This is a genomic window from Desulfosporosinus sp. HMP52, from assembly GCF_000765145.1.
Lineage (GTDB): Bacteria > Bacillota > Desulfitobacteriia > Desulfitobacteriales > Desulfitobacteriaceae > Desulfosporosinus.
Genome location: NZ_JMGA01000022.1, coordinates 69918 through 96151 on the forward strand (window position 1 = coordinate 69918; position 26234 = coordinate 96151).

Annotated in this window: 22 protein-coding genes, 5 tRNA genes and 1 other RNA gene; 26 read left to right on the forward strand and 2 right to left on the reverse strand. The window is 40.1% G+C overall.

Features of this window, described 5'->3' with window-relative positions; translation table 11 throughout:
* Positions 1–2 precede the first annotated feature (2 nt).
* The 9 genes from gyrA to DP73_RS10290 all read left to right on the forward strand — a co-directional run bounded on the left by gyrA (position 3) and on the right by DP73_RS10290 (position 6676).
* Entirely contained in the window at positions 3–2480 is a 2478-nt protein-coding gene (gene gyrA / locus DP73_RS10250) for a DNA gyrase subunit A (RefSeq protein ID WP_034599291.1), read from the forward strand.
* 106 nt (positions 2481–2586) lie between these two features.
* Positions 2587–3471 carry a pyridoxal 5'-phosphate synthase lyase subunit PdxS gene (gene pdxS / locus DP73_RS10255; protein WP_034599292.1) on the forward strand — a complete coding sequence of 295 codons (885 nt, stop codon included), beginning with the start codon at positions 2587–2589 and terminating at the stop codon, positions 3469–3471.
* Positions 3472–3473: 2 nt separating this feature from the next.
* On the forward strand, positions 3474–4052 hold the full coding sequence (gene pdxT, locus DP73_RS10260) for a pyridoxal 5'-phosphate synthase glutaminase subunit PdxT (RefSeq protein ID WP_034599293.1): 579 nt from the start codon (positions 3474–3476) through the stop codon (positions 4050–4052).
* Between the two features lie 292 nt (positions 4053–4344).
* Positions 4345–5610, forward strand: coding sequence for a serine--tRNA ligase (serS, locus tag DP73_RS10265; RefSeq protein ID WP_034599294.1), 1266 nt, complete (start codon positions 4345–4347; stop codon positions 5608–5610).
* Between the two features lie 124 nt (positions 5611–5734).
* Positions 5735–5824: transfer RNA gene (locus DP73_RS10270), tRNA-Ser, on the forward strand.
* A gap of 33 nt (positions 5825–5857) precedes the next feature.
* Positions 5858–5934: transfer RNA gene (locus DP73_RS10275), tRNA-Arg, on the forward strand.
* A gap of 69 nt (positions 5935–6003) precedes the next feature.
* A tRNA-Arg gene (locus DP73_RS10280) sits at positions 6004–6081 on the forward strand.
* Positions 6082–6097: 16 nt separating this feature from the next.
* Positions 6098–6544, forward strand: coding sequence for a tRNA adenosine(34) deaminase TadA (tadA, locus tag DP73_RS10285; protein ID WP_034599295.1), 447 nt, complete (start codon positions 6098–6100; stop codon positions 6542–6544).
* Between the two features lie 41 nt (positions 6545–6585).
* A tRNA-Ser gene (locus DP73_RS10290) sits at positions 6586–6676 on the forward strand.
* A 152-nt stretch (positions 6677–6828) separates the two neighbouring features.
* Here DP73_RS10290 and speD read toward each other — a convergent pair.
* Positions 6829–7635, reverse strand: coding sequence for an adenosylmethionine decarboxylase (gene speD / locus DP73_RS10295; RefSeq protein ID WP_034599297.1), 807 nt, complete (start codon positions 7633–7635; stop codon positions 6829–6831).
* Between the two features lie 200 nt (positions 7636–7835).
* On the opposite strand from speD, the gene DP73_RS10300 reads away from it, so the two are divergent.
* From DP73_RS10300 to rsmI, 17 genes are all read left to right on the forward strand, one after another.
* Positions 7836–7927 (forward strand) — tRNA-Ser (locus DP73_RS10300).
* 165 nt (positions 7928–8092) lie between these two features.
* Positions 8093–8358: signal recognition particle sRNA large type (ffs, locus tag DP73_RS22505), an RNA gene on the forward strand.
* A gap of 98 nt (positions 8359–8456) precedes the next feature.
* Positions 8457–10118 (forward strand): DNA polymerase III subunit gamma/tau, encoded by a 1662-nt coding sequence (dnaX, locus tag DP73_RS10305; protein WP_034599298.1) that lies wholly within the window; start codon positions 8457–8459, stop codon positions 10116–10118.
* 97 nt (positions 10119–10215) lie between these two features.
* A complete protein-coding gene (locus tag DP73_RS10310; RefSeq protein ID WP_014901054.1) occupies positions 10216–10542 on the forward strand; it encodes a YbaB/EbfC family nucleoid-associated protein in 327 nt (108 codons plus the stop codon).
* Positions 10543–10549: 7 nt separating this feature from the next.
* Positions 10550–11146 carry a recombination mediator RecR gene (recR, locus tag DP73_RS10315; RefSeq protein ID WP_034599301.1) on the forward strand — a complete coding sequence of 199 codons (597 nt, stop codon included), beginning with the start codon at positions 10550–10552 and terminating at the stop codon, positions 11144–11146.
* Positions 11147–11941: 795 nt separating this feature from the next.
* A complete protein-coding gene (gene nifJ / locus DP73_RS10320; protein WP_034599303.1) occupies positions 11942–15472 on the forward strand; it encodes a pyruvate:ferredoxin (flavodoxin) oxidoreductase in 3531 nt (1176 codons plus the stop codon).
* Positions 15473–15605: 133 nt separating this feature from the next.
* Entirely contained in the window at positions 15606–15860 is a 255-nt protein-coding gene (locus tag DP73_RS10325; RefSeq protein WP_014901057.1) for a pro-sigmaK processing inhibitor BofA family protein, read from the forward strand.
* A gap of 210 nt (positions 15861–16070) precedes the next feature.
* Positions 16071–17642, forward strand: coding sequence for a spore germination protein (locus DP73_RS10330; RefSeq protein WP_034599305.1), 1572 nt, complete (start codon positions 16071–16073; stop codon positions 17640–17642).
* Positions 17643–17644: 2 nt separating this feature from the next.
* The gene (locus DP73_RS10335; protein ID WP_034599307.1) at positions 17645–18736 is read left to right on the forward strand and encodes an endospore germination permease; all 1092 of its coding nucleotides are present in this window, start codon (positions 17645–17647) and stop codon (positions 18734–18736) included.
* Between the two features lie 4 nt (positions 18737–18740).
* Positions 18741–19835: an endospore germination permease gene (locus DP73_RS10340; RefSeq protein ID WP_034599308.1), complete on the forward strand. Its 1095-nt coding sequence runs from the start codon at positions 18741–18743 to the stop codon at positions 19833–19835.
* The gene (locus tag DP73_RS10345) at positions 19832–21058 is read left to right on the forward strand and encodes a Ger(x)C family spore germination protein (protein WP_034599310.1); all 1227 of its coding nucleotides are present in this window, start codon (positions 19832–19834) and stop codon (positions 21056–21058) included. The genes DP73_RS10340 and DP73_RS10345 overlap by 4 nt, the downstream gene beginning before the upstream one ends.
* Positions 21059–21087: 29 nt before the next feature.
* Positions 21088–21342, forward strand: coding sequence for a sigma factor G inhibitor Gin (locus DP73_RS10350; RefSeq protein ID WP_034599312.1), 255 nt, complete (start codon positions 21088–21090; stop codon positions 21340–21342).
* Positions 21343–21492: 150 nt separating this feature from the next.
* A complete protein-coding gene (locus tag DP73_RS10355) occupies positions 21493–22911 on the forward strand; it encodes an amino acid decarboxylase (protein ID WP_034599314.1) in 1419 nt (472 codons plus the stop codon).
* 28 nt (positions 22912–22939) lie between these two features.
* Complete coding sequence (locus DP73_RS10360; protein WP_034599315.1) at positions 22940–23818, forward strand: DNA polymerase; 879 nt, start codon at positions 22940–22942, stop codon at positions 23816–23818.
* Complete coding sequence (locus DP73_RS10365) at positions 23811–24623, forward strand: stage 0 sporulation family protein (protein ID WP_034599318.1); 813 nt, start codon at positions 23811–23813, stop codon at positions 24621–24623. Before DP73_RS10360 ends, DP73_RS10365 begins: the two co-directional genes overlap by 8 nt.
* Positions 24620–24925 carry an initiation control protein YabA gene (locus tag DP73_RS10370; RefSeq protein ID WP_014901066.1) on the forward strand — a complete coding sequence of 102 codons (306 nt, stop codon included), beginning with the start codon at positions 24620–24622 and terminating at the stop codon, positions 24923–24925. Before DP73_RS10365 ends, DP73_RS10370 begins: the two co-directional genes overlap by 4 nt.
* A 36-nt stretch (positions 24926–24961) precedes the next feature.
* Positions 24962–25807: a 16S rRNA (cytidine(1402)-2'-O)-methyltransferase gene (gene rsmI, locus DP73_RS10375; RefSeq protein WP_034599320.1), complete on the forward strand. Its 846-nt coding sequence runs from the start codon at positions 24962–24964 to the stop codon at positions 25805–25807.
* A gap of 94 nt (positions 25808–25901) precedes the next feature.
* Here rsmI and DP73_RS10380 read toward each other — a convergent pair whose 3' ends face one another.
* The gene (locus DP73_RS10380) at positions 25902–26180 is read right to left on the reverse strand and encodes an AbrB/MazE/SpoVT family DNA-binding domain-containing protein (protein WP_034599323.1); all 279 of its coding nucleotides are present in this window, start codon (positions 26178–26180) and stop codon (positions 25902–25904) included.
* Between the last annotated feature and the right edge of the window lie 54 nt (positions 26181–26234).

The window sequence follows — 26234 nt, forward strand, 5'->3', positions numbered from 1 at the left end:
TCATGGCTGATGAAATATTGGAAGGGAAAGTCGTTCCCGTTGAAATTGCAGATGAAATGAGAAAATCATTTATCGATTACGCGATGAGTGTTATCGTTAGCCGTGCTTTGCCCGATGTTCGTGATGGGCTCAAACCTGTGCATCGAAGAATCCTATATACACTTCATGAGTTGGGTTTGACCCCTAATAAACCTTATAGTAAATCGGCACGTCTTGTTGGAGATTGCATGGGAAAATTTCATCCTCATGGGGATTCATCGATTTATGATGCAGTTGTACGTTTAGAACAAGATTTTGCAAGCCGCTATCCACTTGTTGATGGACATGGTAATTTTGGCTCAATTGACGGAGACTCAGCTGCAGCAATGCGTTATACAGAGCTTCGTATGGCAAAGCTTTCAACTTATATGTTAGAAGATATTGATAAAGATACGATTGATTTCACTCCAAATTATGATGAGAAACAAGATGAACCTACTGTATTACCTGCCAAATTTCCAAATTTATTAGTTAATGGGTCTTCGGGAATTGCTGTTGGTATGGCAACAAATATACCGCCTCACAATTTAGGAGAAGTTGTTAATGCTACTGTTGCCTTACTTGATGATCCAAATTTATCAATTGATGACCTAATAAAATATATTCAGGGACCTGACTTTCCAACAGGTGGAACTATTATGGGTCATGAAGGAATTAGATCTGCTTATTTAACAGGTAGAGGTTCAGTTAAAATTCGAGCTAAAGCTCAGATTGAGCAGATGGAGAAGGCTGGAAAAACTCGAATTGTCGTCACAGAAATTCCATTTATGGTTAATAAAGCTCGAATGATTGAGAAAATAGCTGAGCTTGTTAGAGATAAAAAAGTAGATGGGATTACTGATCTAAGGGATGAATCTGATCGATCTGGTCTGAGGGTCGTTGTTGAATTGAGACGGGATGTAAATCCCAAAGTCATTTTGAATCAACTCTATAAACATACTCAGTTGGAAGATACATTTGGAGTAAATATGTTGGCATTAGTCAATGGACAGCCACGGACGCTTACTCTTAAAGATATGATTTATCATTTCATCGAACATCAAAAAGATGTTGTCGTTCGAAGAACAAGGTACGAGCTTAATAAAGCCGAGGCTGAAGCTCATATTATTGAAGGATTAAGAATAGCCCTTGATCATATTGATGAGGTTATTGAAACTATTCGTTCTTCGCCTGATGAATCAAGAGCAAGAGAAAACTTATCACTTCGTTTTGGTCTAAGTGATAAACAGGCTCAAGCTATTGTGGATATGAGATTGAAGCGTTTAACCGGACTTGAACGAGATAAATTAGAAAATCAATATAAAGAATTGATGGATACAATTGCCTATCTCAAATCAGTCCTTGCTTCTGAAGCAAAGGTTATTGGAATTATTAAAGAGAAACTCGAAGAGATTAAGAATAAATTTGGTGATCCCCGACGAACCCAAATAACACTTGATGTTAGTAAAATGGACATCGAAGATCTCATTGCCGTTGAAGATGTTGTTATTACTGTAACTCATTATGGCTATATTAAGAGATTACCTCTAAGTACTTATAAGAGTCAGAACCGAGGGGGTAAAGGTGTTCATGGGATGGCTACAAAAGAAGAAGACTTTGTAGAACATCTATTTACTACGACTACTCATCACTATATTCTCTTCTTTACATCACAAGGTAAGGTTTATCGATTAAAGGCTCATGAAATTCCTGAAGCAAGTAGAACCGGTAAGGGAACCGCCGTTATAAATCTCTTAAATCTAGAACAAAATGAAATGATAACTGCAGTCATGGCCATTAAAGAGTACAGTCCTGATTACTTCCTGATTACTGCTACTAAAAAAGGGATTATGAAGAAGACTGCCCTGCAGGAATATGATTCATCACGAAAAGATGGGTTGATTGCTTTAACTCTCGATGAAGGGGATGAGCTCATAGGGGTTAAATTAACCCAAGGGTTAGATGATATTCTTTTAGCTACAAAAAATGGAATTGCAATTCGTTTTCCTGAATCAGATGTGCGTTATATGGGACGTACAGCGCGTGGGGTGAAAGGAATAACCCTTGCGGCCAACGATTTAGTTGTAGGTATGGATGTAATTGGTGATGAGGGTGAACTCCTTACAATGAGTGAAAATGGGTTCGCCAAACGTACAAATCTCAAAGAGTTCCGTGTTCAAGGACGTGGCGGCAGAGGGGTTATTGTCATGAAATTGAATGCCAAAACCGGGACACTTGTTGGGCTTAAAGTAGTACAAGTGGAAGATGAACTTATGGTAATAACCAATAATGGAATTATGCTCAGAATTCCTGTTTCCAGCATTTCAAATCAAGGTCGTTCAGCACAAGGAGTTATGGCCATGCGTACCGGTGAAAGTACTGTAGTTGCTATTGCTAAAGTCTTGATGAAAGATGATGAGGAACTTGTAGAAAGCAATAATGAGGATCCAGAAGAAGTCTAAAATTGACAAAATTTGCGCAAGGTGTTACCATGTCTGAGATTCATAGAATGTCGTTTTTATACATACACTAGTATTTAATATTTAATCTTGAGGAGGAACAAATATAATGACTGACATCGGCTCATTTAAAGTAAAAACCGGACTTGCGGAAATGCTTAAAGGGGGAGTTATTATGGATGTAACAACCCCTGAACAGGCTATTATTGCAGAAGAGGCAGGAGCATGTGCTGTCATGGCTCTGGAGCGTGTTCCTTCAGATATACGTGCAGAAGGTGGAGTTGCACGTATGGCAGATCCATCGATAGTCCAGAGCATTATGGCTGTAGTGTCTATTCCAGTCATGGCTAAGGCAAGAATTGGTCATTTTGTTGAAGCTCGGATTTTAGAAGCCTTGGGCGCTGATTATATTGATGAGTCTGAAGTGCTAACACCTGCAGATGATTCTTATCATATTAATAAGCACGATTTTAAAGTTCCTTTTGTTTGTGGATGTCGGAATCTAGGGGAAGCATTACGCCGTATTGGTGAAGGTGCCGCCATGATTCGTACGAAGGGTGAGCCTGGAACTGGTAACGTTATTGAAGCAGTTCGACATATGCGAACTGTTATGAGTGAAATACGTGCTTTAACCTTAACTCCCAAAGAGGAGCTTATGTCTGCAGCTAAAAATATGGGTGCACCCTATGATCTAGTTCTTTATGTTGCAGAACACGGCAAGCTGCCTGTTGTTAATTTTGCTGCAGGAGGGATAGCAACACCGGCAGATGCTGCATTGATGATGCATTTGGGAGTAGATGGTATCTTTGTAGGATCTGGTATTTTTAAATCCGGTGACCCAAAAGCACGAGCCAAAGCTATTGTAATGGCAACAACTCATTATAAAGATGCAAAATTGCTTGCAGAAATTTCTAAGGATTTAGGACAACCTATGTCTGGAATTGAAATATCAACCTTGACTGAATCTCAGAGAATGCAAGAACGGGGTTGGTAAGAATGAAAAAGCGTGTTGGCGTATTAGCACTACAAGGTGCTTTTCGCGAGCACCGGCAGGTTTTGGAAAAATTGGGCTGCGATGTTGTAGAGGTGCGTAAGACAAGTGATCTTGATGGAATACAAGGGCTTATCATTCCAGGTGGAGAAAGTACTACTATAGGTAAACTCCTGAGAATTGATGAGATGGGCGATAAGATTAAGGAACTTGGCGCTAAAGATATGCCTATTTTTGGAACTTGCGCAGGTATGATTTTACTTAGCAAAACTATTGTTGACAGTGAACAATATAGTTTGAATCTTATGGATACGGTAGTGGAACGTAATGCCTTTGGCAGACAAATAGCAAGTTTTGAAACAGATCTCCAAGTACCTGCGTTAGGAGTTAATCCTTTACGTGCTGTTTTTATACGGGCACCTTACCTCAAGGAAGTTGCTCCAAATGTAGGTATATTAGCGGAGTATAACGGCAAAATTGTATTTGTAAGACAAGGAAATTTGTTAGCCAGCGCATTTCATCCGGAACTTACCTCAGATCATAGAGTTCATCAATACTTTTTAAAAATGATTGATGAGCATTAAGTATAACTTGTGAATCCTTATAGCAAGTCATGGCTACTGGGGTTAGCCAATCCACACTACAGGAGTATGCCTATTGGGTTGCAGTGTGCGATAAGCGGACGAGCTTATCGCCATAGCCATCGCTTTCACGTAGGTTAATATGTGCGGAGACGGTGTCTGCAAGTAGGGATAATTCGTGCGAAGACAGTGTCTTCAAGTAGGTTTAACTCGTGCGAAGACAGTGTCTTCGTGTGCGTGCGTGTGTGTGTGTGGCGCTAGCCTAGTCTTCATATGGCATGGGAGGGTGTTTTGTTTGTTAGATCTTAAGTATGTACGTAATAACCCTGAAGTGGTAAAAGAAGCTCTGCTGAAGCGAAATGTTTCAATTAGTCTCGATCACTTCTTACAACAAGAAGAAGAAAGAAGAAAACTTTTATTTGAAATTGAAACGTTGAAGGCTCGTCGTAATTCTGTTTCTGAAGAAGTTGGTCGTCTTAAGAAAAAGGGTGAAGATGCTGAGTCTCTCGTATTAGAGATGCGAGAAGTAGGTCAAACAATCAAAGAACTGGAAGAAAAATCAGCCGGCATTGTAGGAGAGATGGAAAGAGTTCTCTATGATATTCCGAACATTCCCCACTCTTCTGTGCCAATTGGTTCAGATGAGAGTGCCAATGTTCAAGTTCGCACTTGGGGAACCCCTCGAGAATTTGATTTTGAACCCAAGGCCCACTTTGAAATTGGTGAAAAGCTAGATGTATTTGATTTTATCAGAGCAGCAAAGGTCACAGGTGCTCGCTTCACATTTTACAAAGGCTTAGGTGCAAAGTTAGAGAGATCCCTAATTTCTTTTATGCTTGATCGCCATACTTCAAAGGGTTATACAGAAATACTTCCTCCGTATATTGTTAATCGTGCTTCTATGACTGGAACCGGTCAATTGCCTAAATTTGAGGACGACGCCTTTAAAATTGTAGGAACGGATTATTTTCTAATTCCTACTGCAGAGGTTCCTGTGACAAATCTATATCGTGATGAAATAATGGATGGTAGTCAATTGCCGATCCATCATTGTGCTTATAGTTCATGTTTTCGCTCAGAGGCTGGTTCGGCTGGAAGGGATACAAGAGGACTTATTAGACAACACCAATTCAATAAGGTAGAACTAGTCAAATTCTCACTTCCAGAAAACTCCTATGAGGAACTTGAATTATTAACCAAGGATGCGGAAGGTATTCTTCAAGATTTGGAACTTCCTTATCGTGTCATGGCATTGTCCTCAGGAGATCTCGGTTTTTCGTCAGCTAAAACCTATGATTTAGAAGTTTGGTTGCCAAGCTTTAATACTTATAGAGAAATATCTTCTTGTAGCAATTTTGAGGATTTCCAAGCACGACGAGCTAATATCCGCTTTCGTAGAGGGCCTAAAGATAAACCTGAGTTTGTTCATACCTTAAATGGTAGTGGGTTAGCGATTGGAAGAACAGTTGCAGCTATCATGGAAAATTATCAAGATAAAGACGGCAGAGTTCGTGTTCCTAAAGTCTTACAACCCTATATGGGCGTTGAATATATTGGTTAATAGTAAATTCAACAAAAATTTTTACTGTTTATTGGACTAAATCTCAAATTTCCAGTAAATAATAGTATTTAGTAGTTGAAACTTTAGAAAATATATGGTATGCTTTTATTCGGTTGTTTCACTTGGAGGGGTGTTCGAGTGGTTTAAGGACCCGGTCTTGAAAACCGGTGACTTCGTAAGGGGTCCGTGGGTTCGAATCCCACCCCCTCCGCCATTATTTAAAGTGGATGACTATGATTATTATTTTGCGCTTGTAGTTCAGCTGGATAGAGCGTCAGACTTCGAATCTGAATGTCGGGGGTTCGAATCCCTCCGAGCGCACCAATTATTGTGTAAACAGGTTCGATATTCGAAGTGCGTATATCGAACTTTTTGCTCTTTTAAAAAACTAATGGCCTTGTAGCTCAGGGGATAGAGCGGGGGTTTCCTAAACCCTGTCTTGCGGAGGTTCGATTCCTCCCAGGGTCACCAAAAAATTGAGGTAACTATGCTTCATCAAGATTGGATGCGTCTTGCTCTGGTTCAAGCAGAGAAGGCTTTAGTTCTAGGGGAAGTTCCGATTGGAGCCATTATTGTTAAGGACAGCCAAATAATTGCCTCGGCGTTTAACGAAAAAGAACTGAGGCAGGATCCTACTGCGCATGCTGAAGTCTTAGTGATTCAACGTGCGGCTGAGAAGTTAGGTTCTTGGCGTCTATCAGACGCTACGTTGTATGTAACCCTAGAGCCTTGTCCAATGTGTGCAGGAGCTATCGTACAGGCTCGTTTAAAGCAACTTGTTTATGGGGCTGCAGATTTAAAAGGTGGAGCAACAGGTTCTGTTTTGAATGTCTTGAATACAAAGCTATGGAATCATAAGGTTGATGTTGTAGCAGGGATTTTAGAAGATGATTGTTCGAATATCTTAAAAACATTTTTTAAACGATTACGGTGAAATTCTTATCAGAAATGGTAGAATTCATCATAATTATATACGGAGGAGTATCGAAGTGGTCATAACGAGAGCGACTCGAAATCGTTTGACGGTGTGAGCCGTCCGTGGGTTCGAATCCCACCTCCTCCGCCATTACATAACTATGACAAGTGCCTTTGCGGTTCGCCGCAAAGGCACTTTTAAAATTGATCAAAAACATCTACGGATCAATAAGCACAATTACTTAAGATAATTAAAATTTGTAGGGATTATCTGCTGTTTGCAACCTAACTTAACCAACAGACTTAAACTCGTGGAATATTTCGACCATAAAATATTTCAGCCATTTCTCTAGTTAGACGCTGTTTAATTCTCTTCTTTTCATTGGGTGAGAGTTCGTTCTTAGCAGTACCAAATAGGTAATTATCTAGATTAAAGTCTTTTAGAATCATTTTGGTATGAAAAATGTTTTCTTGAAAAACATTTACATCAATCATTTGATAGAGTTCTTTCTTTTTTTTAGCGATATAGTTTTGAATGGAGTTAATCTTATGATCAATAAAAAACTTCCTGCCTTCGAGATCACGTGTAAATCCTCTAATTCGGTAATCAATGATGGCAATATCCGAGGAGAAACTAGTTAGTAAATAATTAAGAGCTGTGAGAGGGGAAATCTTTCCGCATGTAGAAACATCAATATCTGCTCTAAAGGTACTGATACCTTTATTCGGATGACTCTCTGGATAGGTGTGAACAGTGATATGACTTTTATCAAGATGAGCTACAACAGTTGAAGGAGATGACTCATTTGTATCTGATAAAGGTTCTAGAGTGTTACCTTGTTCTTCTGAGACAAGCATAGTAACACTTGCTCCTTGAGGATCATAATCTTGTTTAGCAATATTTAAAATACGAGCACCAATTATAGTAGATACTTCGGTAAGAATTCTTGCAAGACGGTCTGAATTATATTCTTCATCAATGTATTGAATATATTCTTGCCTATGTTCTGGAGATTTTGCATAGCAAATATCATACATGTTGAAACTGAGAGTTTTTGTAAGATTATTAAATCCGTATAGTTTAAGTTCCCGTAATTGTTTGATCTCCATTCCATCCTCCATAAAATATAGAACGTAACACAGACATACTTTGCGATTTTTGGGATAAAAATATTCAAATATCAAAAAAAATGTAAGAATACATATATTTACAGTCATTTAGGGATTGACGTGCCTGTCTATTTGCGATATAATCTCTCTTGTTCACTAAATTCCTCAAAACGCATATGTTTTGACGAAGGAACACCATTGGAGAGGTGGCTGAGTGGTCGAAGGCGCCCGCCTGGAAAGCGGGTACATTGGGCAACCGGTGTCGAGGGTTCAAATCCCTCTCTCTCCGCCATTGTGTTATCAAGCCAAAGCATCTGACTTGGGCTTTTTTACTTCTATAGATTAAATTATAAGCGGTACCATCGATGACTATTATGAGTCAGCTAAGGAGGCACCGATTGTCTCCTAAAGGCTTGGCGCTAGCCAAGTTTTCTATATTTTGCTATAATTGATTTAGCCGTACTAGACGGGGAGGTAGCGGTTCCCTGTAACTTGCAGCCCGCTCTAGCAAGGTGGAATTCCTGCGAAAGGGTCACGCTTGTGAAGCTGTCTTTGATTGGCGGCGATGATATTTTGGTCTTACGCAACAGAACACTCCGAACCGTGTCAGATCCTGACGGAAGCAGCACTAAGGAGAACGTTTTGTGTGCCGTAGGGTTGCCTGAATTGAGTCTGCTGATCAAGGTAACGTTCGGAAGCGATGATTCAATCAAAGGTGTACGGCTATTTATATGAAATAAAGGTGGTCAAGTACCATCTTTTTTGATACTATTCAAAAGTATAATTTTTATATATACACTCTATTTATTGAGGGTGAAGACATGGCATATTTAGCACTTTATCGTGAATGGCGCCCGAAATTGTTTAGAGATATAGTCGGACAAGAACATATCTCTAAGACGCTGCTTAATGCTCTAAAACAAGATAAAATTGCGCATGCCTACTTATTTAGTGGGCCAAGAGGTACGGGTAAAACGACTGCAGCGAAAATATTAGCCAAGGCATTGAATTGCGAAGAACGTAATGGTCAGGAACCTTGTAATAAATGCTCTTCCTGTATTAGTATTGATCAGGGCTCAGCCATGGAAGTTTTCGAGATTGATGCAGCTTCTAATCGTGGTATTAATGAGATACGCGATTTACGCGAAAATATTAAGTTAAGTTCAATTCAAGGTAAACATAAGGTTTATATTATTGATGAAGTACATATGCTGACTACAGAGGCCTTTAATGCTTTACTTAAAACTTTGGAAGAACCTCCTCCAAAGGTTGTTTTTATTCTAGCAACGACCGAAGTTCAGAAAATCCCTTTAACAATCTTATCCCGGGTACAACGTTTTGAATTTCATCGAATTTCAATCGAAGGTATCCAAAGGAGACTGACTGAGGTTTGTGCTTCTTTAAAGCGGGAAGTTAATCCCAATGCGCTGGTAGTTATTGCTCAGAAATCTGAGGGAGGACTTCGAGATGCGCTAAGTATCTTAGATCAGTGTCTTCTTCAAGAGGGTCCAATAGGGGTAGAAGAAGTTTATTTGGTTCTAGGTATGGTTGGTGAAACCTATAGTTCAAAATTAGTCGATGAACTTGCTTCAGATGATTATGGTAAGTGCATAAATTTTTTATCTGATGGTATTCAACAAGGGAGAGATCCTCGGCAAATTATTAGAGAACTCTTAGATTATTTGCGTCAAATGCTGTTAACTGCTGCAACTGGCGACACTCCTATGGTTGCACCACATATTCAAGAGCGGTTAATTAAACAGAGTAAACAAATTGGGATCTCACGTATTTTGAAATGGATTTCGATACTTTTACAAGGAGAAGGTCAGCTTAAATACGCTTCTAATGCCAGATTAGCCGCGGAACTATTATTGGTGCAAACTATTTATGGAACGCAACATCAACTGATGAATGGGCAAGAAGAAGTTTTACAAAGACTGTCTGCCCTCGAACAACAGATCCAAGGGGTATCTCCTATCAATAAAGTTCCTCGTGAAGTGAAGTCATCTAAAATATCGAATACAGGTGTCCTAAATACTCTAAATAATGTAGTAAAAACAGAAGTAGTAGAGAACACTAGTAATCTGGAGCAAGCACCAGCCAGCATTTCTAAATTAACAATTGAAAGTGTTCAAGAGCGTTGGAATGATGTAATGGAGCAGGTTAAAAAACGAAAAAAGTCAACTCAAGCCTTTTTGATGGAGGGAAGACCCGTTCAACTTAAAGGTAATAATTTAGTAATTCTTTTTCGAGAAGGGTGTTCCTTTCATAAAGATAAAGTAAATCAGGCGGAAAATCGTAAGACTGTCGAAGAAGTCCTTAACCTGATGTTTGGTACAACATTGATATTACAAAATATCATGGAAAATGAATTCAAAACCATAAATGATCAGGATAACCAAGTGGTAAAAAACCAAGAACAGGTTTTAATAGATAAAGCAAAGGACCTGTTTGGATCAGATCTTATAGAGGTAAGAGAATAGACTTTTCCATAAAAATCAACATTTTATTAATAGACAGTGTTTTAATTATTGATAAACTTATAGATAGGAAGTGTTTTAATTGGCAGGTTTTAAAGGTATGGGTGGCGGCATGGGTGGAAATATGAACCAGATGTTGAAGCAAGCTCAAAAAATGCAAGAAGAAATGGCTAGAATGCAGGAAGAGCTTCAGACCAGAACAGTAGATGCATCTTCGGGGGGCGGAATGGTTCAAGTTGTAGTGAGTGGTAAAATGGAATTAGTAGATTTAAAAATCAAACCGGAAGCTGTAGATCCTGAAGATGTAGAAATGCTGGAGGATCTGGTAAAAGCGGCCTTAAACGAAGGATTACGGAAAGCTCAAGAGATGACTAGCAATGAGATGGGTAAATTGACGGGCGGTTTAAAAATCCCCGGATTATTCTAGGTGTTCTATGGATTTCTTAAAATACCCCCAGCCTTTAGCGGAACTAATTAGCTCCTTATCTCGTTTACCTGGGATTGGACCCAAAACAGCAGGGAGGCTTGCTTTTTACCTTCTTCAACAACCACAAGTTTCGGAGGATCTAGCAAAGGCTATTGTTGTTGCGAACAGGGATATTCGGAAATGTTCGATTTGCTCAAATTTTACTGATCAGGATCCTTGCGCAATTTGTCAAAATATGCAAAGAGATCTAACTGCTTTATGTGTGGTCGAGCACCCAAGAGATGTAGTATCGTTAGAAAAAACCGGGGAATTTAAAGGAATGTATCATGTACTCCATGGTGTACTCTCTCCAATGGATGGGATTGGACCGGAGCAATTGACAATTAATCAACTTTTAAAACGTTTAGAAGGAATTAAGGAAGTCGTTATGGCAATGAATCCCACTGTGGAAGGGGAAGCAACCGCTCTGTATTTGGCTCGATTGTTGAAACCAATGGGGATAAAAGTATCACGAATAGCTCACGGGTTACCCGTTGGCGGAGACTTAGAATATGCAGATGAAATAACTATTGCGCGTGCTCTAGAGGGCCGGAGAGATTTATAGATTCTCTTTTGGAAATGGTAATAAAACTATCTGCTCAAGCAGAATAATACTAATAAATTCTCTCAAGTAAAACGATCTCAGATACTCTCCAGTGACGATACTCTCCAGTGACGATACTCTCCAGTGACGATACTCTCCAGTGGAGAGTATCGCCGAGGCACAAGGCTAGTAAGATTACGTAGGCGCCGAGGATGAGTATCGCCGAGGCGCAAGGCTAGTAAGAATACGCAGGCGCCGAGGATGAGTATCGCCTTAAGCGCAATGGCCAGCTATTTGGCACTCTAAGATGATTTAGGCGTTATATTCTGCCTACTAGATTTATTAAGGACACTTTGAAATCATTACCAATATGGCTGCAATGTTACATAAATAGAAGGTCTCTAGACCATATTGAAGCGCTTAAAAAGCGAGATCAATACATTTCAAATAGTCAGAATATTATAATTAATAATTTTTTTGTATCATGGGATGAAACAAAACAAAATTCAATTGTGAAAAACAAAACATGCCATAAATAGATTTTATTATTGACCGGTATATGAATTAAAGATATACTGTGACAAAGGGGACTATTCGGGCATGACCTGAATTTGTTCCCTCACCCTTTTTTTACACCAGTTTCGTAAAAATTCAATCTTTTCAAGGCCTGATTTCAATTATGTACTTAATTAATTACTTAATTAAGTAAAAAAGTTACTTAATTAATTTAAATAATTGAAAGAAGGATCGCCATAAGAAGAGTACCTAACCTAATGATTCCAAAAAATTAAATTAATCACATGAGGAGGAAAAATTATGGCTAAAATGAAAACTATGGATGGGAATGAGGCAGCCGCTCACGCATCGTATGCTTTTACAGAAGTTGCAACTATTTTCCCCATCACCCCTTCATCAACCATGGCTGAGTTAGTTGACGAGTGGGCTGCCCACGGACGTAAAAACGTTTTCGGTCAAACTGTAAAAGTTGTTGAGATGCAATCCGAGGCTGGTGCTGCAGGTGCAGTTCATGGTTCCCTACAGGCTGGGGCTCTGACCACTACATATACCGCTTCACAAGGATTACTCTTAATGATCCCAAATATGTACAAAATTGCTGGAGAATTACTTCCGAGTGTATTCCATGTCAGTGCTCGTGCCTTAGCAACTCATGCACTCTCTATTTTCGGAGATCATCAGGACGTTATGTCAGTACGTGCAACAGGTTTTGCAGAACTTTCTTCTCACAATGTACAGGAAGCCTTAGATTTGGGCTTTATAGCTCATCTTGCAACCGTAAAGTCCAGAGTTCCGTTCCTTCATTTCTTTGATGGATTCCGTACTTCTCATGAAATTCAAAAAATTGAAGTTCCAGAGTACGAAGAGGTTGGCCAACTTTTAGATATGGATGAAGTCCAGGCTTTTCGTGACAGATCATTAAATCCTGAGCGCCCTGTTCTACGTGGAACAGCTCAAAATCCTGATATTTACTTCCAAGGTCGGGAAGCTTCAAATCGTTTCTATGACGCTATTCCTGACATCGTTGAACATTATATGCAAGAGTATAAGAAACTGACAGGTAGAGAATACCATCCATTCCAATACTATGGTGCAGATGATGCTGAATATGTCATCGTAGCCATGGGCTCCATTTGCGATACTATTGAGGAAACTATTGACTACTTAATGGCTAAAGGAGAAAAGGTTGGCGTTATAAAAGTTCATTTATACCGTCCATTCTCTAGTGAATACTTCTTTAAAGCACTGCCAAAAACTGTTAAGAAAATTGCCGTACTTGATCGTACAAAAGAGCCCGGCTCTTTAGGCGAGCCATTATATCTTGATGTTAATGAACTTTTCTATACCAGTGAGCTGAAACCAGTTATTGTTGGGGGGCGTTATGGTTTAGGTTCTAAAGATACTACCCCATCCCAAGTACTGGCTGTCTATAAAAACCTCAAATCCGAACAACCTAAAAATGGATTTACAATCGGTATTATTGATGATGTAACAAACACATCCTTACCGGAAGATGAGATCATCGATACTGCGCCAGAAGGAACTATTTCCTGTAAATTCTGGGGTCTGGGCGCTGATGGTACAGTTGGAGCCAATAAACAAGCAATTAAGATTATTGGAGATCATACCAAGCTTTATGCTCAAGCATATTTCCAATATGACAGTAAAAAATCTGGCGGAATTACTGTTTCCCATCTTCGCTTTGGCAAAAAGCAGATTAAATCCCCTTACTATGTGACAGGAACAAATTACATCGCTTGTCACAACCAAACTTACGTTTACCAATATGACCTCTTAAAAGGCCTTAAACAAGGCGGAAGCTTTGTTTTAAATTGCCAGTGGACACCGGAAGAGTTGGATCAAAAACTCCCTGCATCCATGAAACAAGCTTTAGCAAAGAATAAGGTTAACTTCTATATCATTGATGCTGTATCAATTGCCCGTAAAATCGGACTTGGAAACCGTATTAATATGATTATGCAAGCAGCTTTCTTTAAGCTGGCTAATGTTATTCCTGTTGAAGAAGCTGTCGATTATCTTAAAGCATCTGTGGTAAAAACCTATGGCAAGAAAGGTCAAAATATTGTTGACATGAACACAGCCGCGATTGACATGGGTGTAACATCCCTGGTCAAGGTTGATATTCCAGCTGCTTGGGAAAATGGGGACAATCCTCAGGCTGAGGCTGCTGCAGCAGTTGATGAGCCGGATTTTGTCAAAAACATTCTGCGCCCGATGAACGCATTAGAGGGAGATAGTCTGCCTGTCAGCACCTTCATAGGTCGTGAAGATGGAACTTTCCCTGTAGGAACCACCAGCTATGAAAAGCGTGGTATTGGTGTAATCGTACCGGAATGGCAAATTGATAATTGTATTCAATGTAATCAGTGCTCCTATGTTTGCCCTCACGCAGCAATTCGCCCCTTCTTATTTAATGAAGAAGAAGCAAAAAGTGCTCCGGAGACCTTCGTAGGTAAGAAAGCTATTGGTAAGGAAGCAGCTGGCTTGCAATTCCGTGTTCAAGTAAGTGCTTTGGATTGTACCGGTTGTGGAAACTGTGCGGAAGTTTGCCCGGCTAAAGTAAAGGCTTTGGTTATGAAATCTGCTGCAGAGCAAACTGAGCAACAAGTTGCCAACTGGGAGTATGCTGTTACCCTGAAGAATAAAAGTAATCTTTTCGATGTAACAACAGTTAAAGGTAGTCAATTTGCACAACCCTTACTAGAGTTCAATGGTGCTTGTCCGGGATGTGGAGAAACTGCTTACGTTAAACTCATCACTCAATTATATGGAGATCGCATGATGATTTCCAATGCTACAGGCTGCAGCTCCATCTGGGGTGGAAGTGCTCCAGCGGTTCCATATACTACGAATGAAGACGGCAAAGGACCCAGCTGGGCTAACTCCTTATTTGAAGATAACGCTGAATTCGGCTATGGTATGTATTTGGGCGTTCGTCAGCTCCGCGAAAAGCTGTTTGATTTAATGACTCAAGCCTTAGAAATGGATATTAGTGCAGATCTAAAAGAAGCATTCCAAGATTGGTTGGCCGGTTGGGATGATGCTGATGCCTCTAAAGCTGCTTCAGCTAAGATTCTTGCAGGATTGAGCGAATACACAGGAGATAATAAGGTTCTTGCTGAAATTCTAGCGAAGAAGGATCATCTTATTAAGAAATCCCAATGGATACTTGGTGGAGACGGTTGGGCTTATGATATCGGATTTGGTGGCTTAGACCATGTCCTAGCTTCGGGCGACGATGTAAATATCTTTGTTATGGATACTGAAGTATACTCGAATACTGGTGGACAGTCTTCAAAGTCTACACCAAGAGCAGCTGTAGCTAAATTTGCTGCTGCAGGTAAGAAAATTCGTAAGAAAGACCTAGGCATGATCGCTATGAGTTATGGATATGTCTATGTTGCTCAGATTGCTTTAGGAGCTAACATGGCTCAAACCATTAAAGTAATTAAAGAAGCCGAAGCTTACAAAGGACCTTCCTTGATTATTGCTTATTCACCTTGTATTAACCATGGACTTAAATCTGGAATGACTAAGAGTGTACAGGAACAAAAGAAAGCAGTTGATGCTGGTTACTGGCATCTCTATCACTTCAATCCGGACTTGATTGATCAAGGCAAAAATCCGTTTAGCCTAGATTCGAAAGAGCCAAGTGCATCCTTCCGTGACTTTATCATGGGCGAAGTTCGTTACTCATCCCTCTTGAACACCTTCCCTGAAAGTGCTGAAGAACTCTTTGTCGGTGCAGAGAAGTATGCGAAGGTTCGCTATGAGTCATATAAACGTTTAGCTGAACAAAAGTGGGATTAATTCATAAGGCTAAATCATAAATTCAAACAATATAATCAAAGAGAGTAGGTTAAAATTAGCCTGCTCTCTTTTTTTGTTCTACTTTGTTCTTATAAGCATATGCTTTAATATGCTTAGGCAAAGGAGGATTTCCATGACCTTTGTTTTTTTGGGATTATTTGCAATATTGTTGGCCTTAATTGTGCGTTCGTCTTTGGGACAACCTAGAGTCTTTCTTAAAGTACTAATCCATGTTTTGGGAGGAGTTGTGGGGCTCTGGCTTTTAAATTTGCTGTTAACTGTAATAGGCTTGGATATTCCAATTAACCTGTTTACGATCTTGCTGGTAGGACTACTAGGTTTCCCGGGAGTATTAGCTTTAACAGTATTACAACTGCTGGGGATATAGCACAGGAAATATCAGACTTAAAACACCAAAATACGGAAACAAAGAAGAAACTGCCGTGTAAATGTGCAGTTTCTTCTTTGTTTTACACAAAAAATCAAATCTAAAGATTCTATTTTAGGGGTTAGGATTTAGGTATAAGTCAGGTGATAGAATACCGGGCGAATAATCAACCCATTACAGGACAAAATAAGCTGAATGGGAGGGAATTTCATGTCAAGCTGGATGAAAATGCTTAAAGATCTTACTGTACGTCCCAAGGGAGAACGAAGAATACGGAAATCTCCTTCTTTTTCATTTGATGAGGATATGAATAAGCCCATATCAGGGCAGACCGTAAAAGAAATCTTATCAAAGAGCAGTGATATTGTCTTTCGAGAGTTTAATTTCCCCGGAAAAAGTCGTATCCCCTGTATGTTAGTAGTAGTTGACGGGCTTGTTGATAAAAATATACTTGATCAATTTGTCTTAAAACCTCTAATGGTGGATTTAAACCATCACCCAGATTTGGAGCGGGTGACACTAGCTAATGTTATTGATATCACAATTCAAAGTTTCCTTCCTGGCATAGAAATTAAGAAAATAGTGAAAATGGAAGAGGCTGTAAGTACAATTTTATCAGGTGATGCAGTTATCTTTTTTGGAGAATCTAGTGAGGCAATTTCTATTGGGGCAAGGGGATGGGCTAATCGCGGCGTCAATGAGCCTATTGCTGAATCTATTGTAAAGGGGCCTCATGAAGGCTTTACTGAGACCCTTCGAATTAATACCTCTCTTCTACGGCGGAAGATTAAACATCCTTCATTGAGGATTATCTCCTTAAAACTTGGGGATATATCGAACACCGAGCTTGTAGTAGTATATATTGAGAAAATAGCTAACAAGGATATTGTTTCTGAGGTATTGCTAAGGTTAAGCAAAATTAAGATGGATAGTGTGATAGACGTGGGATATATTGAGGAAATGATTGAAGATTTTCCCTATTCGCCTTTCCCTCAGATTGCCTATACAGAACGACCGGATGTATTAGCTGGCAAGCTCTTGGAGGGGAAGGTAGGAATTATTCTTGATGGAACACCTATAGTCCTTGTTGTACCGGCGATACTAATGGAGTTTCTAAATGTTAATGAGGACTATTATCAAAGAGCTATGACAGCGATTCTTTCGCGTTTTGTACGTTATGTAGGATCCTTTGTGGCTGTCGTAGCTCCGAGTACTTATATTGCGGTTACAACATTTCATCAAGAAATTATCCCTACGGATTTGTTAATGAGTATATCCGCAGGCCGGCAGGGAGTACCTTTTCCCGCTTTATTAGAGGCCTTAACGATGACTATTGTATTAGAGATATTACAGGAAGCCGGCCTAAGATTACCCAAACCAATCGGACAAACGATTGGAATTGTGGGGGCACTTATTATTGGGGACGCAGCAGTAAATGCAGGCTTGGTCAGTCCCTTGATGGTCATTATCATTGGTTTGACAGCTGTTGCCAGTTATGCTATCCCCTATTACGACCTTAGTTTAGCTGTTCGGCTCTTACGATTTCCATTGATGATATTGGCTGGCATTCTTGGTTTTTTTGGTGTAGCAGTTGGCCTTTATGCTATCTTAATCCACTTATTAGGTCTTCGGTCATTTGGAGTGCCGTATACAAGTCCTATTGCTCCGCTGCGTGTACGGGCCTTGTTACAGGATACTTTCGTTAGGGCCCCATGGTGGGCATTAAAGCGCCGACCTCAATTGATTGATGTTCAAGAACCCCGCTCAAAAGGGAAAGGGTGACAATGGAAAGAATTTCGGCACATCAATTCACAACTTTAGGAGCTGGGGTATTGTTAGGAACCACATTTCTTCCCGTGGCCTCCATAGTTGCTTTAGTCGGGGGGAGAGATGGCTGGATGAGTGTTCTGCCGGGATTTGCACTGGGAATTCCTTACAGTCTGATGATATTGTCTCTAATGAAGTATTATCCTCGTAGAAATTTATTACAGATATCAGAAGAGGCCTTTGGAAGGTGGATCGGAAAACTAATAGGGATAATTTATTTATTATGTGCTATCTACCTCGGGGGTCTATTGCTGGGGCAAGTTGGAGATATCTATCAAACATCAATTATGCCACTAACTCCTCTCTGGATTTTTTTCTTAGGCGGGATCATTCTTGTTCTATACCTAACCAGATCGGGCATTGAAGTTTTTGCCCGCTTTTCTGAGATAACCTTCCCTTTGATCGTGGTGGCAATACTTTTAAACGTAGGACTGTCTATTCCACGAATTGAGCAAGGAGAACTTCTGCCAATCCTAGGGGAGGGACTAATACCTATTTTTAAGGGCTCATTGAAAGTTATTCCTTTTGTAATGACATATATGCTTTTTTTGGCCGGAGTTATTGCTTATCTGCCTACGGATAAGAAAGCAATTGGTCAACTAAAAACGGGAGCTTGGAAAATTGTATTCTGGGCAGGCATTCTTGACACCCTTATAGCACTGATCCAAATGCTTGTTTTTGGGCCAACAGAGACTATTCGTTTGGTATACGGATTACTGGCATTAGGAAAAATGGTAGAAGTAAGTCGGACAGTTTCGGGAGTGGAATCCTTATTTCTAGGTGTTTGGTTTGCTGCTGCAGTCATAAAGATAGGATCACTATTTTTTGTAGCAATTTGGGGTTTGGAAAGTGTCTTTGGTATAAAAGGTGTCAAATGGCGACATGTAATAGCTATCATATTTCTAGGAATTGCCTTTAAAAACGTTAGAGCACCTTCTTTAATTAATGAAATTGGACTTGTTGGTGAATACATAATTATGCCTTTTGTATCTCTTTGGATACCGGTTCTCTGGGGAGTTATGCGTTGGAAGAGGGGAGCTGGATACTGAAGAAATGGAAAGAATCTCCTCACATCAATTTACTATATTAGGAGCAGCCGTACTTATGGGGACGACCTTTCTCCCCATAGCCTCACTGACAACTGGGGTCGCCGACCGGGATGGCTGGATGGCTGTGTTGCCTGGCTTTGCCTTAGGGATCCCATATGGCTTGATGATTATGTCGTTGTACAAAAAGTATCCTCAAAAGAACTTACTACAGATGACCGAAATGTTGCTGGGAAAATGGGTTTGTAAAATAATTGGTGTACTTTATATATTAATAATGAGTTACTTTGGTGGTTTATTGTTAGGACAAATCGGGGATATTTATGAATCATCGATTATGCCGCGAACCCCAATTGAGATGTTTTACCTGGGGGGATTGTTACTTGTCTTATACTTAGCTAGATCGGGCATTGAAGTATTCACGCGTTTTACCGAAGTGGTCTTTCCTCTAATTGTCATTGCCTTAGTGTTGAATATGGGGCTTTCCATACCACGTATAGAACAAGGTGAACTAATGCCAATTTTAGGTCAAGGAATAATCCCAATTATTTTGGCTGGTTCCAAAGTAACTCCGTTTGTAATGGAGTACATTCTGTTTCTTGCTGGAATTTTACCTTTTCTACCAGCCGATAAGCAAGAGTTTACTTCTTTGAAAAAGGGGGTATGGTTAGCAGTTTTTTTAGTAGGTTTTATGAATACCTTAGTTGTCTTAATGCAGATAGTGATATTTGGACCTTCTGAAACTGTTAACTTAGTCTATGGTTTATTGGTATTAGGGAAAATGGTAGAGGTAAGTCGAACAATTGCCGGAGTTGAATCCTTATTTTTAGGAGCATGGTTTGGAGCATTGGTAATAAAGATTTGCGCCTTCTTTTTCGTTGTTCTTTGGAGCTTAGAAAGTCTATTCGGGCTTAAAGGAACTAAGAGTCATTTAGTTGTCGGGATGATATTTATGGGGGTTGCCCTAAATAATAAGCGAGGGCCTGGCTTAGTTGTAGAAATAGGACTTGTTGATAATTATCTTATTTTTCCTTTTGCAAGTCTATGGATACTCACGATATGGACGTTTTCTCACTGGAAGAAGAAAGTGGGTGTCTCATGAAAAGTAGCAGAAAAAAGTATATGACCGGACTAATGATTTTCAGTCTGTTTTTAATTTTATCTATATCAGGATGTTGGGGAAAGCGAGAAGTAGAAGATTTAGCCCCTCTGATGGGAATAGGATTTGATCTGGGAGAAAAGCCAGGAACATATCTAGTTACACAACAATATGCAAAGACGAAAAAGGGAGGTAACAGCGGGGCGGAAACTGAAGAACGGACTTTAGGTGCGGAAGCCTCAAGCGTTAGAGAAGCCTTTGACATAGTATCTAAAGCAGCATATCGAACCCCTTTTATGGGTTCATTAAAGGTAATCGTCATTGGGGAGGATGTTGCAAAAGCTGGAGGCTTTAACAATATGTTAGATTTTGCTCAGCGTTTTGCAGAATTTCGCCGTTCAATGTATCTGGTTATTGCTCGAGGCAAGGCTGAAGACGTGTTAAATTTAAAGCTGCGCTCCGAGCAGCTGCCGGCATTATATATTAGAAGTATTATTGAAGGAGGACATGAACTATCTGCCTTTCCAATGGTACGGTTAGGGCATTACCTTACAGTTTTGGGCACTAAAAGCACCGCCCCTATCCTGCCGGTTGTTGAAGCAGTTAAGGATGGAGATAGGATTCACTATAAAGCAGAAAAAGCTGATGAGGCCGGAGAGATTCGAATTGAAGGAGCAGGAGTTTTGAATGGAGATCAATTAGTTGATTTTCTAAACGATGAAGAAACAAAAGGGTATATGTGGCTGGAAGATGATGTATTCAACCGGTTAATTAATACTGTGGATCTCAAGGAAAGCACTGTGAAGTTTAGTGGTCAAGTCCTGAAATCTAATACGAGGTATAAAGTTAAATCAGATGGCGAAAATATTGGTTTAAACTATCAAGTAAGAACGAGCATTGCGATTGATGAAGTTTTAGGGCTGGATCGACAACTGTCCGGGTCGGATTGGGTAGAATTAGTAAAAGAGGCAGAAGAAAGCTTTGCTAAAGTAATTCAGCAGGAATGCGAGAGTGCCATTAAAAAACAAAGAGAATTAGGTTTTGATTTTCTAGGGATTGGAAGGCATATAGAGCAAAGAAACCCTAAGTATTGGAAGAGTCTAAAAGAACGCTGGAAGCAAGAAGTTTCCGATTTTCCAGTTTCCTTTGACGTTAAAGTAACAGTTCATCATACCGGAATGTCCAGCAGCAGTGCGACTAATTCAGAAGGAGAGGGGCAAGACTAGGGTTAGAAGTAAATAGGAGGAATTTAATTATGGCTAAAACTACAATCACTGCTCAGCCCTCTTTAGAAGTGACTGATAACAATCCAAGTATTCTAGAAAACGGGGGAAAAGTTTTGCCCGTGTGTTATCGTTGTACGAAGGTTCCGAAAGAAGGATTATATGATGGGTTTAGAATACAAGGAATGTTTTTTTGTTCGGAATGTCAACAGGAGTTGTTCTCAGCAGAGCCGGGGTCACCAGAATATCAGGAGTTTATGTTCTTAATAAAAGGGATTTTTTATTAGAAGATCATCTGGAATATGAAAATAATGTTCAAGTTAAATAAACAGGAGTTGCCATTTGGATGAAATATTTCCTAATCCATGTTAAACTAAGATTGTACCCTGTCAAAATTGTATTCGTACATTTATGGATAAATGGAGGGTTTTTGTTACGTGGGTGAACTTGGAGAAGGATTGAGCCATTATCACAAACAAGGATACTGCTCTTTCCATACTCCTGGACATAAAGGTCGACAGGAGTTTTTTAATGGCTACGACTTTTTGAGTTTTGATTTAACTGAACTTCCGGGTCTGGATATGCTGCATTCTCCAAGTGGAATTATTGCTCTGGCCCAAAAACAAGCGGCGAAGATTTTTGGAGCGGAGGAAACTTTTTTTCTTGTTAATGGTGGGACAGCTGGGAATCAGGCAATGTTTCTGGCATTAAAAGACACTGGGGACAAACCCATTGTAGTGGAAAGAAGTTCTCATCGTTCTGTAATGTCGAGCTTGGTACTAAGTGGGTTAAAGCCGGATTATCTAATCCCACGGGTTCATCCAGAGTTTAATCTTCCTTTAGGGTTGGAGCTTAGGAAGCAGCATATTAGGTGGGAAGAGGTTATGGGCTGTCATGTCACCTACCCAAGTTATTATGGAACAACTTTTAATCTGGAAGGTTTATTGGCTGAAAGATCACAATTAGGTTATAATAAACCGATTCTTGTTGATCAGGCTCATGGCTCACATTATCTCAGCGAGTTATTTCCTCGAAGTGCCTTAAAACTGGGTGCTGATCTTGTCTTGAATAGTTGCCATAAAACCCTAAGTTCTTTGACTCAGTCGGCAATGTTACATATTCAGGGATCAAGAGTAAGCCGCCCTCGATTAAAACAAAGCTTAGAACTCTTACAATCTTCAAGTCCGAGCTATTTGCTTGTCTCTTCTTTAGAACGAGCAGCAGAGTTTGCTTTGGATAAGTGGAGATGGGAGAATCTTAAAGAAGAAGTAGATAGGCTTCATAAAAAACTAAATAATTGTTATCGGATTCTTAATTCTAAAGATGCCGGAACTTTTGGTATTCATTCAGTTGACTGGTCAAAGATTGTTATAAACACAAATCCTTTAGGTATTTCTGCACCTGACTGTGTAAAATACCTTAGAGAAACCTTTGGTATTGAACCAGAATTATGGGATGAAGAGAACATTCTATTTTTATTAGGGATTGGGAACACTCCTGAGGATATTCGATGGCTTACCAAAGGACTAGAAAATTTAAGAGATTTCGCCCCTTCACTAACCCCAGCAACTAAGGTACAGAAACATGAAGGGGGATTAATTCCGCCATTACCTACCTCCATTCTCTCCCCCAGAGAAGCTTTCTTTGCCTCTAAACGTAAAATTCCTCTTAGGGAGAGTTTGGGTCATATTGTCGGAGAAACTATTTCACTCTATCCACCAGGAATTCCTGTCATTGTAATGGGCGAAGAAATAACTTATGAAGTTCTAAAAACGCTGCTTGCTTCGGAAGGGAAAAGATGGCAAGGATGGGATGGTTTCCGGGATCAGACAATTTGGATAGTTGAGGAGGATTAAGGATGAAGATGGGGAGTAATAAGATTTCATGAAACTACAGTTGACTCTATTAGAAAAAGCTGCCCTGGAAAACAGATTGGCTCATCTCTTATTGTTTCATGGAGGAAGTAAACTTCACCAGCGCGAGGTAGCTCTTCGTTTGGCGCAAATTTTGAACTGCCATAACAGTACATCTGAAGGGCCATGCAATGTATGTCCACCCTGCCGTAAGATCCTTAGTGGGAACCATCCTGAAGTTTCATGGTTGAAAGCACAAAAAGCGGTAATTGGGATTGAACAAGTTCTTTCATGGCAAGAAAGGTTATACCTTAAGCACTACGAAGGGGACTATAAGATATCTATCGTAGAACAGGCAGATTTGTTAACATTGCCGGCGGCAAATTCCTTGTTGAAGGTTATTGAAGAGCCACCTGAGCGAACTATAATTATATTGTGTGCTGAGAATGCCGAAGGAATTTTACCTACAATACAAAGCCGTGCCCAATTGGTATTTTTTCCTAATCTCTCCGAGGAAAAATGGTTAAGCAGCTTAGGAGAGGTTGACGACTTTGAAGCAGCTCAGGCTTTCCGCTTAAGCGGAAACAATCATAATCTGGCAACTGAAATAGTGCAATATGGTATTCAGCAAATCAAAGACTGGTTAGAGAAGTTTCGCACGGCGGTGGAAGAGAGAAATTTTTTGAAACTGTTTCCGCTTTTTCCAATCGACAAGAACCAAGCCCTTCTATATTTACAGGTTATGGCTGTACAAGCTGAGGAAGGGATAAAGAATAACACCATTCGTCCGTTGGAATTATTAGAGATCGGTAAAGCGATCGATGTACTACGACAACAAGCTAATCCCAGATTAGTGATTGAGGTGTTAGCATTAGAATTATTTCAACAAGGAGGGGTTCGCAGTGATTGAGGTCGTAGGGGTTCGCTTTAAACACGCAGGGAAAATATATTATTTTGCCCCAGGAGATCTTACACTTGCTGTATCGGATAAGGTAATTGTTGAAACAGCAAGAGGTATCGAATTTGGAGAATTAGTAATTCCATCTCGTCTGGTTGCAGATGAAGAAGTAGTGCTCCCTTTAAAGCAGGTTATGCGTAAGGCGACATTGGCAGATGAATTATTTGTAGAGCAAAATAGACTTAAGGAAAAGGATGCTTTTCAAATATGCCTAAAGAAAATATCCGAACATCATTTACCAATGAAACTGGTAGATGTGGAGTATACATTTGATGGAAATAAGATCATATTCTCCTTCACAGCAGAAGGACGAGTTGACTTCAGAGAACTAGTGAAGGATCTAGCCGCCATATTTAGGACGAGAATAGAACTTCGCCAAATTGGAGTTCGGGATGAGGCAAAAATGCTAGGAGGAGTTGGATCCTGTGGACGGATTCTTTGTTGTACTTCATTCTTAGGCGATTTTGAGCCTGTCTCGATTCGTATGGCTAAGGACCAAAAGCTTTCCCTAAATCCAACTAAGATTTCTGGGATTTGCGGTCGTCTTATGTGTTGCTTAAAATATGAAAATGGTTGTTACAGACCTGAGGATAAAGAACATTGTGGGCGACAAAATCCTCAAGCCGGACATAAGACAATTGAAATCCAGGATGAATCAAACCCTCGAGTCGAAAGTGTTTATTCACCCAAAACGGAGGGGAAACATCAACGTAACAGGAAAGGGGAAAAGCCCAAAGAAAAGAGTGAAAAAGTATGAGCCAACTGACGCAGGCACTTACAGAAGTGGAAGAAAAATTGCGCTCCTTATTAGAAGAGGTAAACCGTTTGAAGCCCTATGTGCAAGCGTTAGAAGATGAAAATACTAAGTTAAGGCGGGAATGTACTCTTCCGGAGAAAGAAACAGAACGTGTTATTGCTAACGCCGAGCACATTCAAGGGGTTGCGCATGACAATCTTGTCCGTCTGTATCAAGAAGGGTTTCACGTTTGTCACCTTCACTTCGGGCAACCTTTAGAGGGCGATTGTTTGTTTTGTATGGGCTTTTTACGGAAAGACTAGTGGATAGAGAACTTAAATATACAAGGAGCCAAAGGTATGTTATCTAAAGGCACATTGTATGTATGTGCAACTCCGATAGGAAATTTAGGAGATATCACCCTGCGGGTATTGGATACACTTCGGGAAGTAGATCTTATTGCTGCGGAGGATACACGTCATTCAAGAAAACTATTACAACATTATCAGATTAATACTCGCATGATAAGTTATCATGCTCATAACGAAAAGAAGCAATCTGTAGAATTAGTTGAAAAGCTCAAAGGTGGGCAGGCAATCGCCCTGATCTCAGATGCCGGGCTGCCTGGTATTTCCGATCCGGGAATAGAGGTTATCAACCTTTGTCTAGCCGAAAATATTCCGGTTGATGTCTTGCCGGGACCTAATGCGGCTCTGACGGCTTTGGTTCTATCGGGAATGCCTACGGAACACTTTGCCTTCCATGGCTTTCTGCCTTCTTCAAATACAGCAAGGAAACAGAGTCTGGAGCAATTAGCCAATCTGCCGCTAACACAGATTTTTTATGAGGCTCCACACCGTTTGGTAGCTACTCTTCAAGGAATGTCAGAGTTTTTTGGCAATCGACAGGCAGCGGTAGTCCGCGAGTTAACTAAGTTACATCAGCAAGTGCATAAGGGGACTACGCTAGAACTCAAAGAAGCTTTTGAGGAGACTGAACCTCGTGGTGAATGTTGCATAATAATTGCACCCTACATCCCCGTAAAACCCGTCGGAGGCCCCGTTGAATGGTGTTCAGAGGTTAAAGTACGAATAGATCAAGGATTAAGTAAGAAAGAGGCTATGAAGGAAGTAGCAAAGCGATATGGGGTAAGGAAATCCGATGTTTATCAGGCGCTCTTGACTGACGAAACAACAGATAGTTAATCAAAACGGGATTTTTAATCCAGCATAAAAAAGAAGGCCATATGGCCTTCGAATTTTGAGTTTATGCTAGTTGATTGTCTATGTATAGGCTAACTTAAACAGCTTTTGAACTTGATTCAGAATTAGCGGCCACGTTTTCTCCCATAGCAACTGCACATTCTCGGCAAACATTTTTGCCATGGAAAAGTTGAATATCGCTTGCATTACCACAAAATACACAAGCAGGCTCATACTTTTTGAGGATAATTTTTTCTTGATCTACATAGATTTCCAGGGCGTCTTTTTCGTCAATACCTAAAGTGCGGCGAAGCTCTATCGGTAATACAATACGGCCAAGTTCATCTACTTTTCTTACGATTCCAGTTGATTTCATCATTTTTCCCCCACTCCTTTGCAACAACATTCGACACAAAACTACAGACTTATG

Excerpts from the sequence above, each read along its gene's own strand:
- DP73_RS10380 (WP_034599323.1), bottom strand. The coding sequence starts at position 26,180 with ATGAAATCAACTGGAATCGTAAGAAAAGTAGATGAACTTGGCCGTATT.
- tadA (WP_034599295.1), top strand. The coding sequence starts at position 6,098 with ATGCTTCATCAAGATTGGATGCGTCTTGCTCTGGTTCAAGCAGAGAAG.
- pdxS (WP_034599292.1), top strand. The coding sequence starts at position 2,587 with ATGACTGACATCGGCTCATTTAAAGTAAAAACCGGACTTGCGGAAATG.
- DP73_RS10340 (WP_034599308.1), top strand. The coding sequence starts at position 18,741 with ATGGAAAGAATCTCCTCACATCAATTTACTATATTAGGAGCAGCCGTA.
- recR (WP_034599301.1), top strand. The coding sequence starts at position 10,550 with ATGGATTTCTTAAAATACCCCCAGCCTTTAGCGGAACTAATTAGCTCC.
- rsmI (WP_034599320.1), top strand. The coding sequence starts at position 24,962 with ATGTTATCTAAAGGCACATTGTATGTATGTGCAACTCCGATAGGAAAT.
- dnaX (WP_034599298.1), top strand. The coding sequence starts at position 8,457 with ATGGCATATTTAGCACTTTATCGTGAATGGCGCCCGAAATTGTTTAGA.
- DP73_RS10325 (WP_014901057.1), top strand. The coding sequence starts at position 15,606 with ATGACCTTTGTTTTTTTGGGATTATTTGCAATATTGTTGGCCTTAATT.
- gyrA (WP_034599291.1), top strand. The coding sequence starts at position 3 with ATGGCTGATGAAATATTGGAAGGGAAAGTCGTTCCCGTTGAAATTGCA.
- DP73_RS10370 (WP_014901066.1), top strand. The coding sequence starts at position 24,620 with ATGAGCCAACTGACGCAGGCACTTACAGAAGTGGAAGAAAAATTGCGC.
- DP73_RS10335 (WP_034599307.1), top strand. The coding sequence starts at position 17,645 with ATGGAAAGAATTTCGGCACATCAATTCACAACTTTAGGAGCTGGGGTA.
- DP73_RS10350 (WP_034599312.1), top strand. The coding sequence starts at position 21,088 with ATGGCTAAAACTACAATCACTGCTCAGCCCTCTTTAGAAGTGACTGAT.
- nifJ (WP_034599303.1), top strand. The coding sequence starts at position 11,942 with ATGGCTAAAATGAAAACTATGGATGGGAATGAGGCAGCCGCTCACGCA.
- DP73_RS10360 (WP_034599315.1), top strand. The coding sequence starts at position 22,940 with ATGAAACTACAGTTGACTCTATTAGAAAAAGCTGCCCTGGAAAACAGA.
- DP73_RS10310 (WP_014901054.1), top strand. The coding sequence starts at position 10,216 with ATGGGTGGCGGCATGGGTGGAAATATGAACCAGATGTTGAAGCAAGCT.
- DP73_RS10330 (WP_034599305.1), top strand. The coding sequence starts at position 16,071 with ATGTCAAGCTGGATGAAAATGCTTAAAGATCTTACTGTACGTCCCAAG.
- DP73_RS10345 (WP_034599310.1), top strand. The coding sequence starts at position 19,832 with ATGAAAAGTAGCAGAAAAAAGTATATGACCGGACTAATGATTTTCAGT.
- pdxT (WP_034599293.1), top strand. The coding sequence starts at position 3,474 with ATGAAAAAGCGTGTTGGCGTATTAGCACTACAAGGTGCTTTTCGCGAG.
- speD (WP_034599297.1), bottom strand. The coding sequence starts at position 7,635 with ATGGAGATCAAACAATTACGGGAACTTAAACTATACGGATTTAATAAT.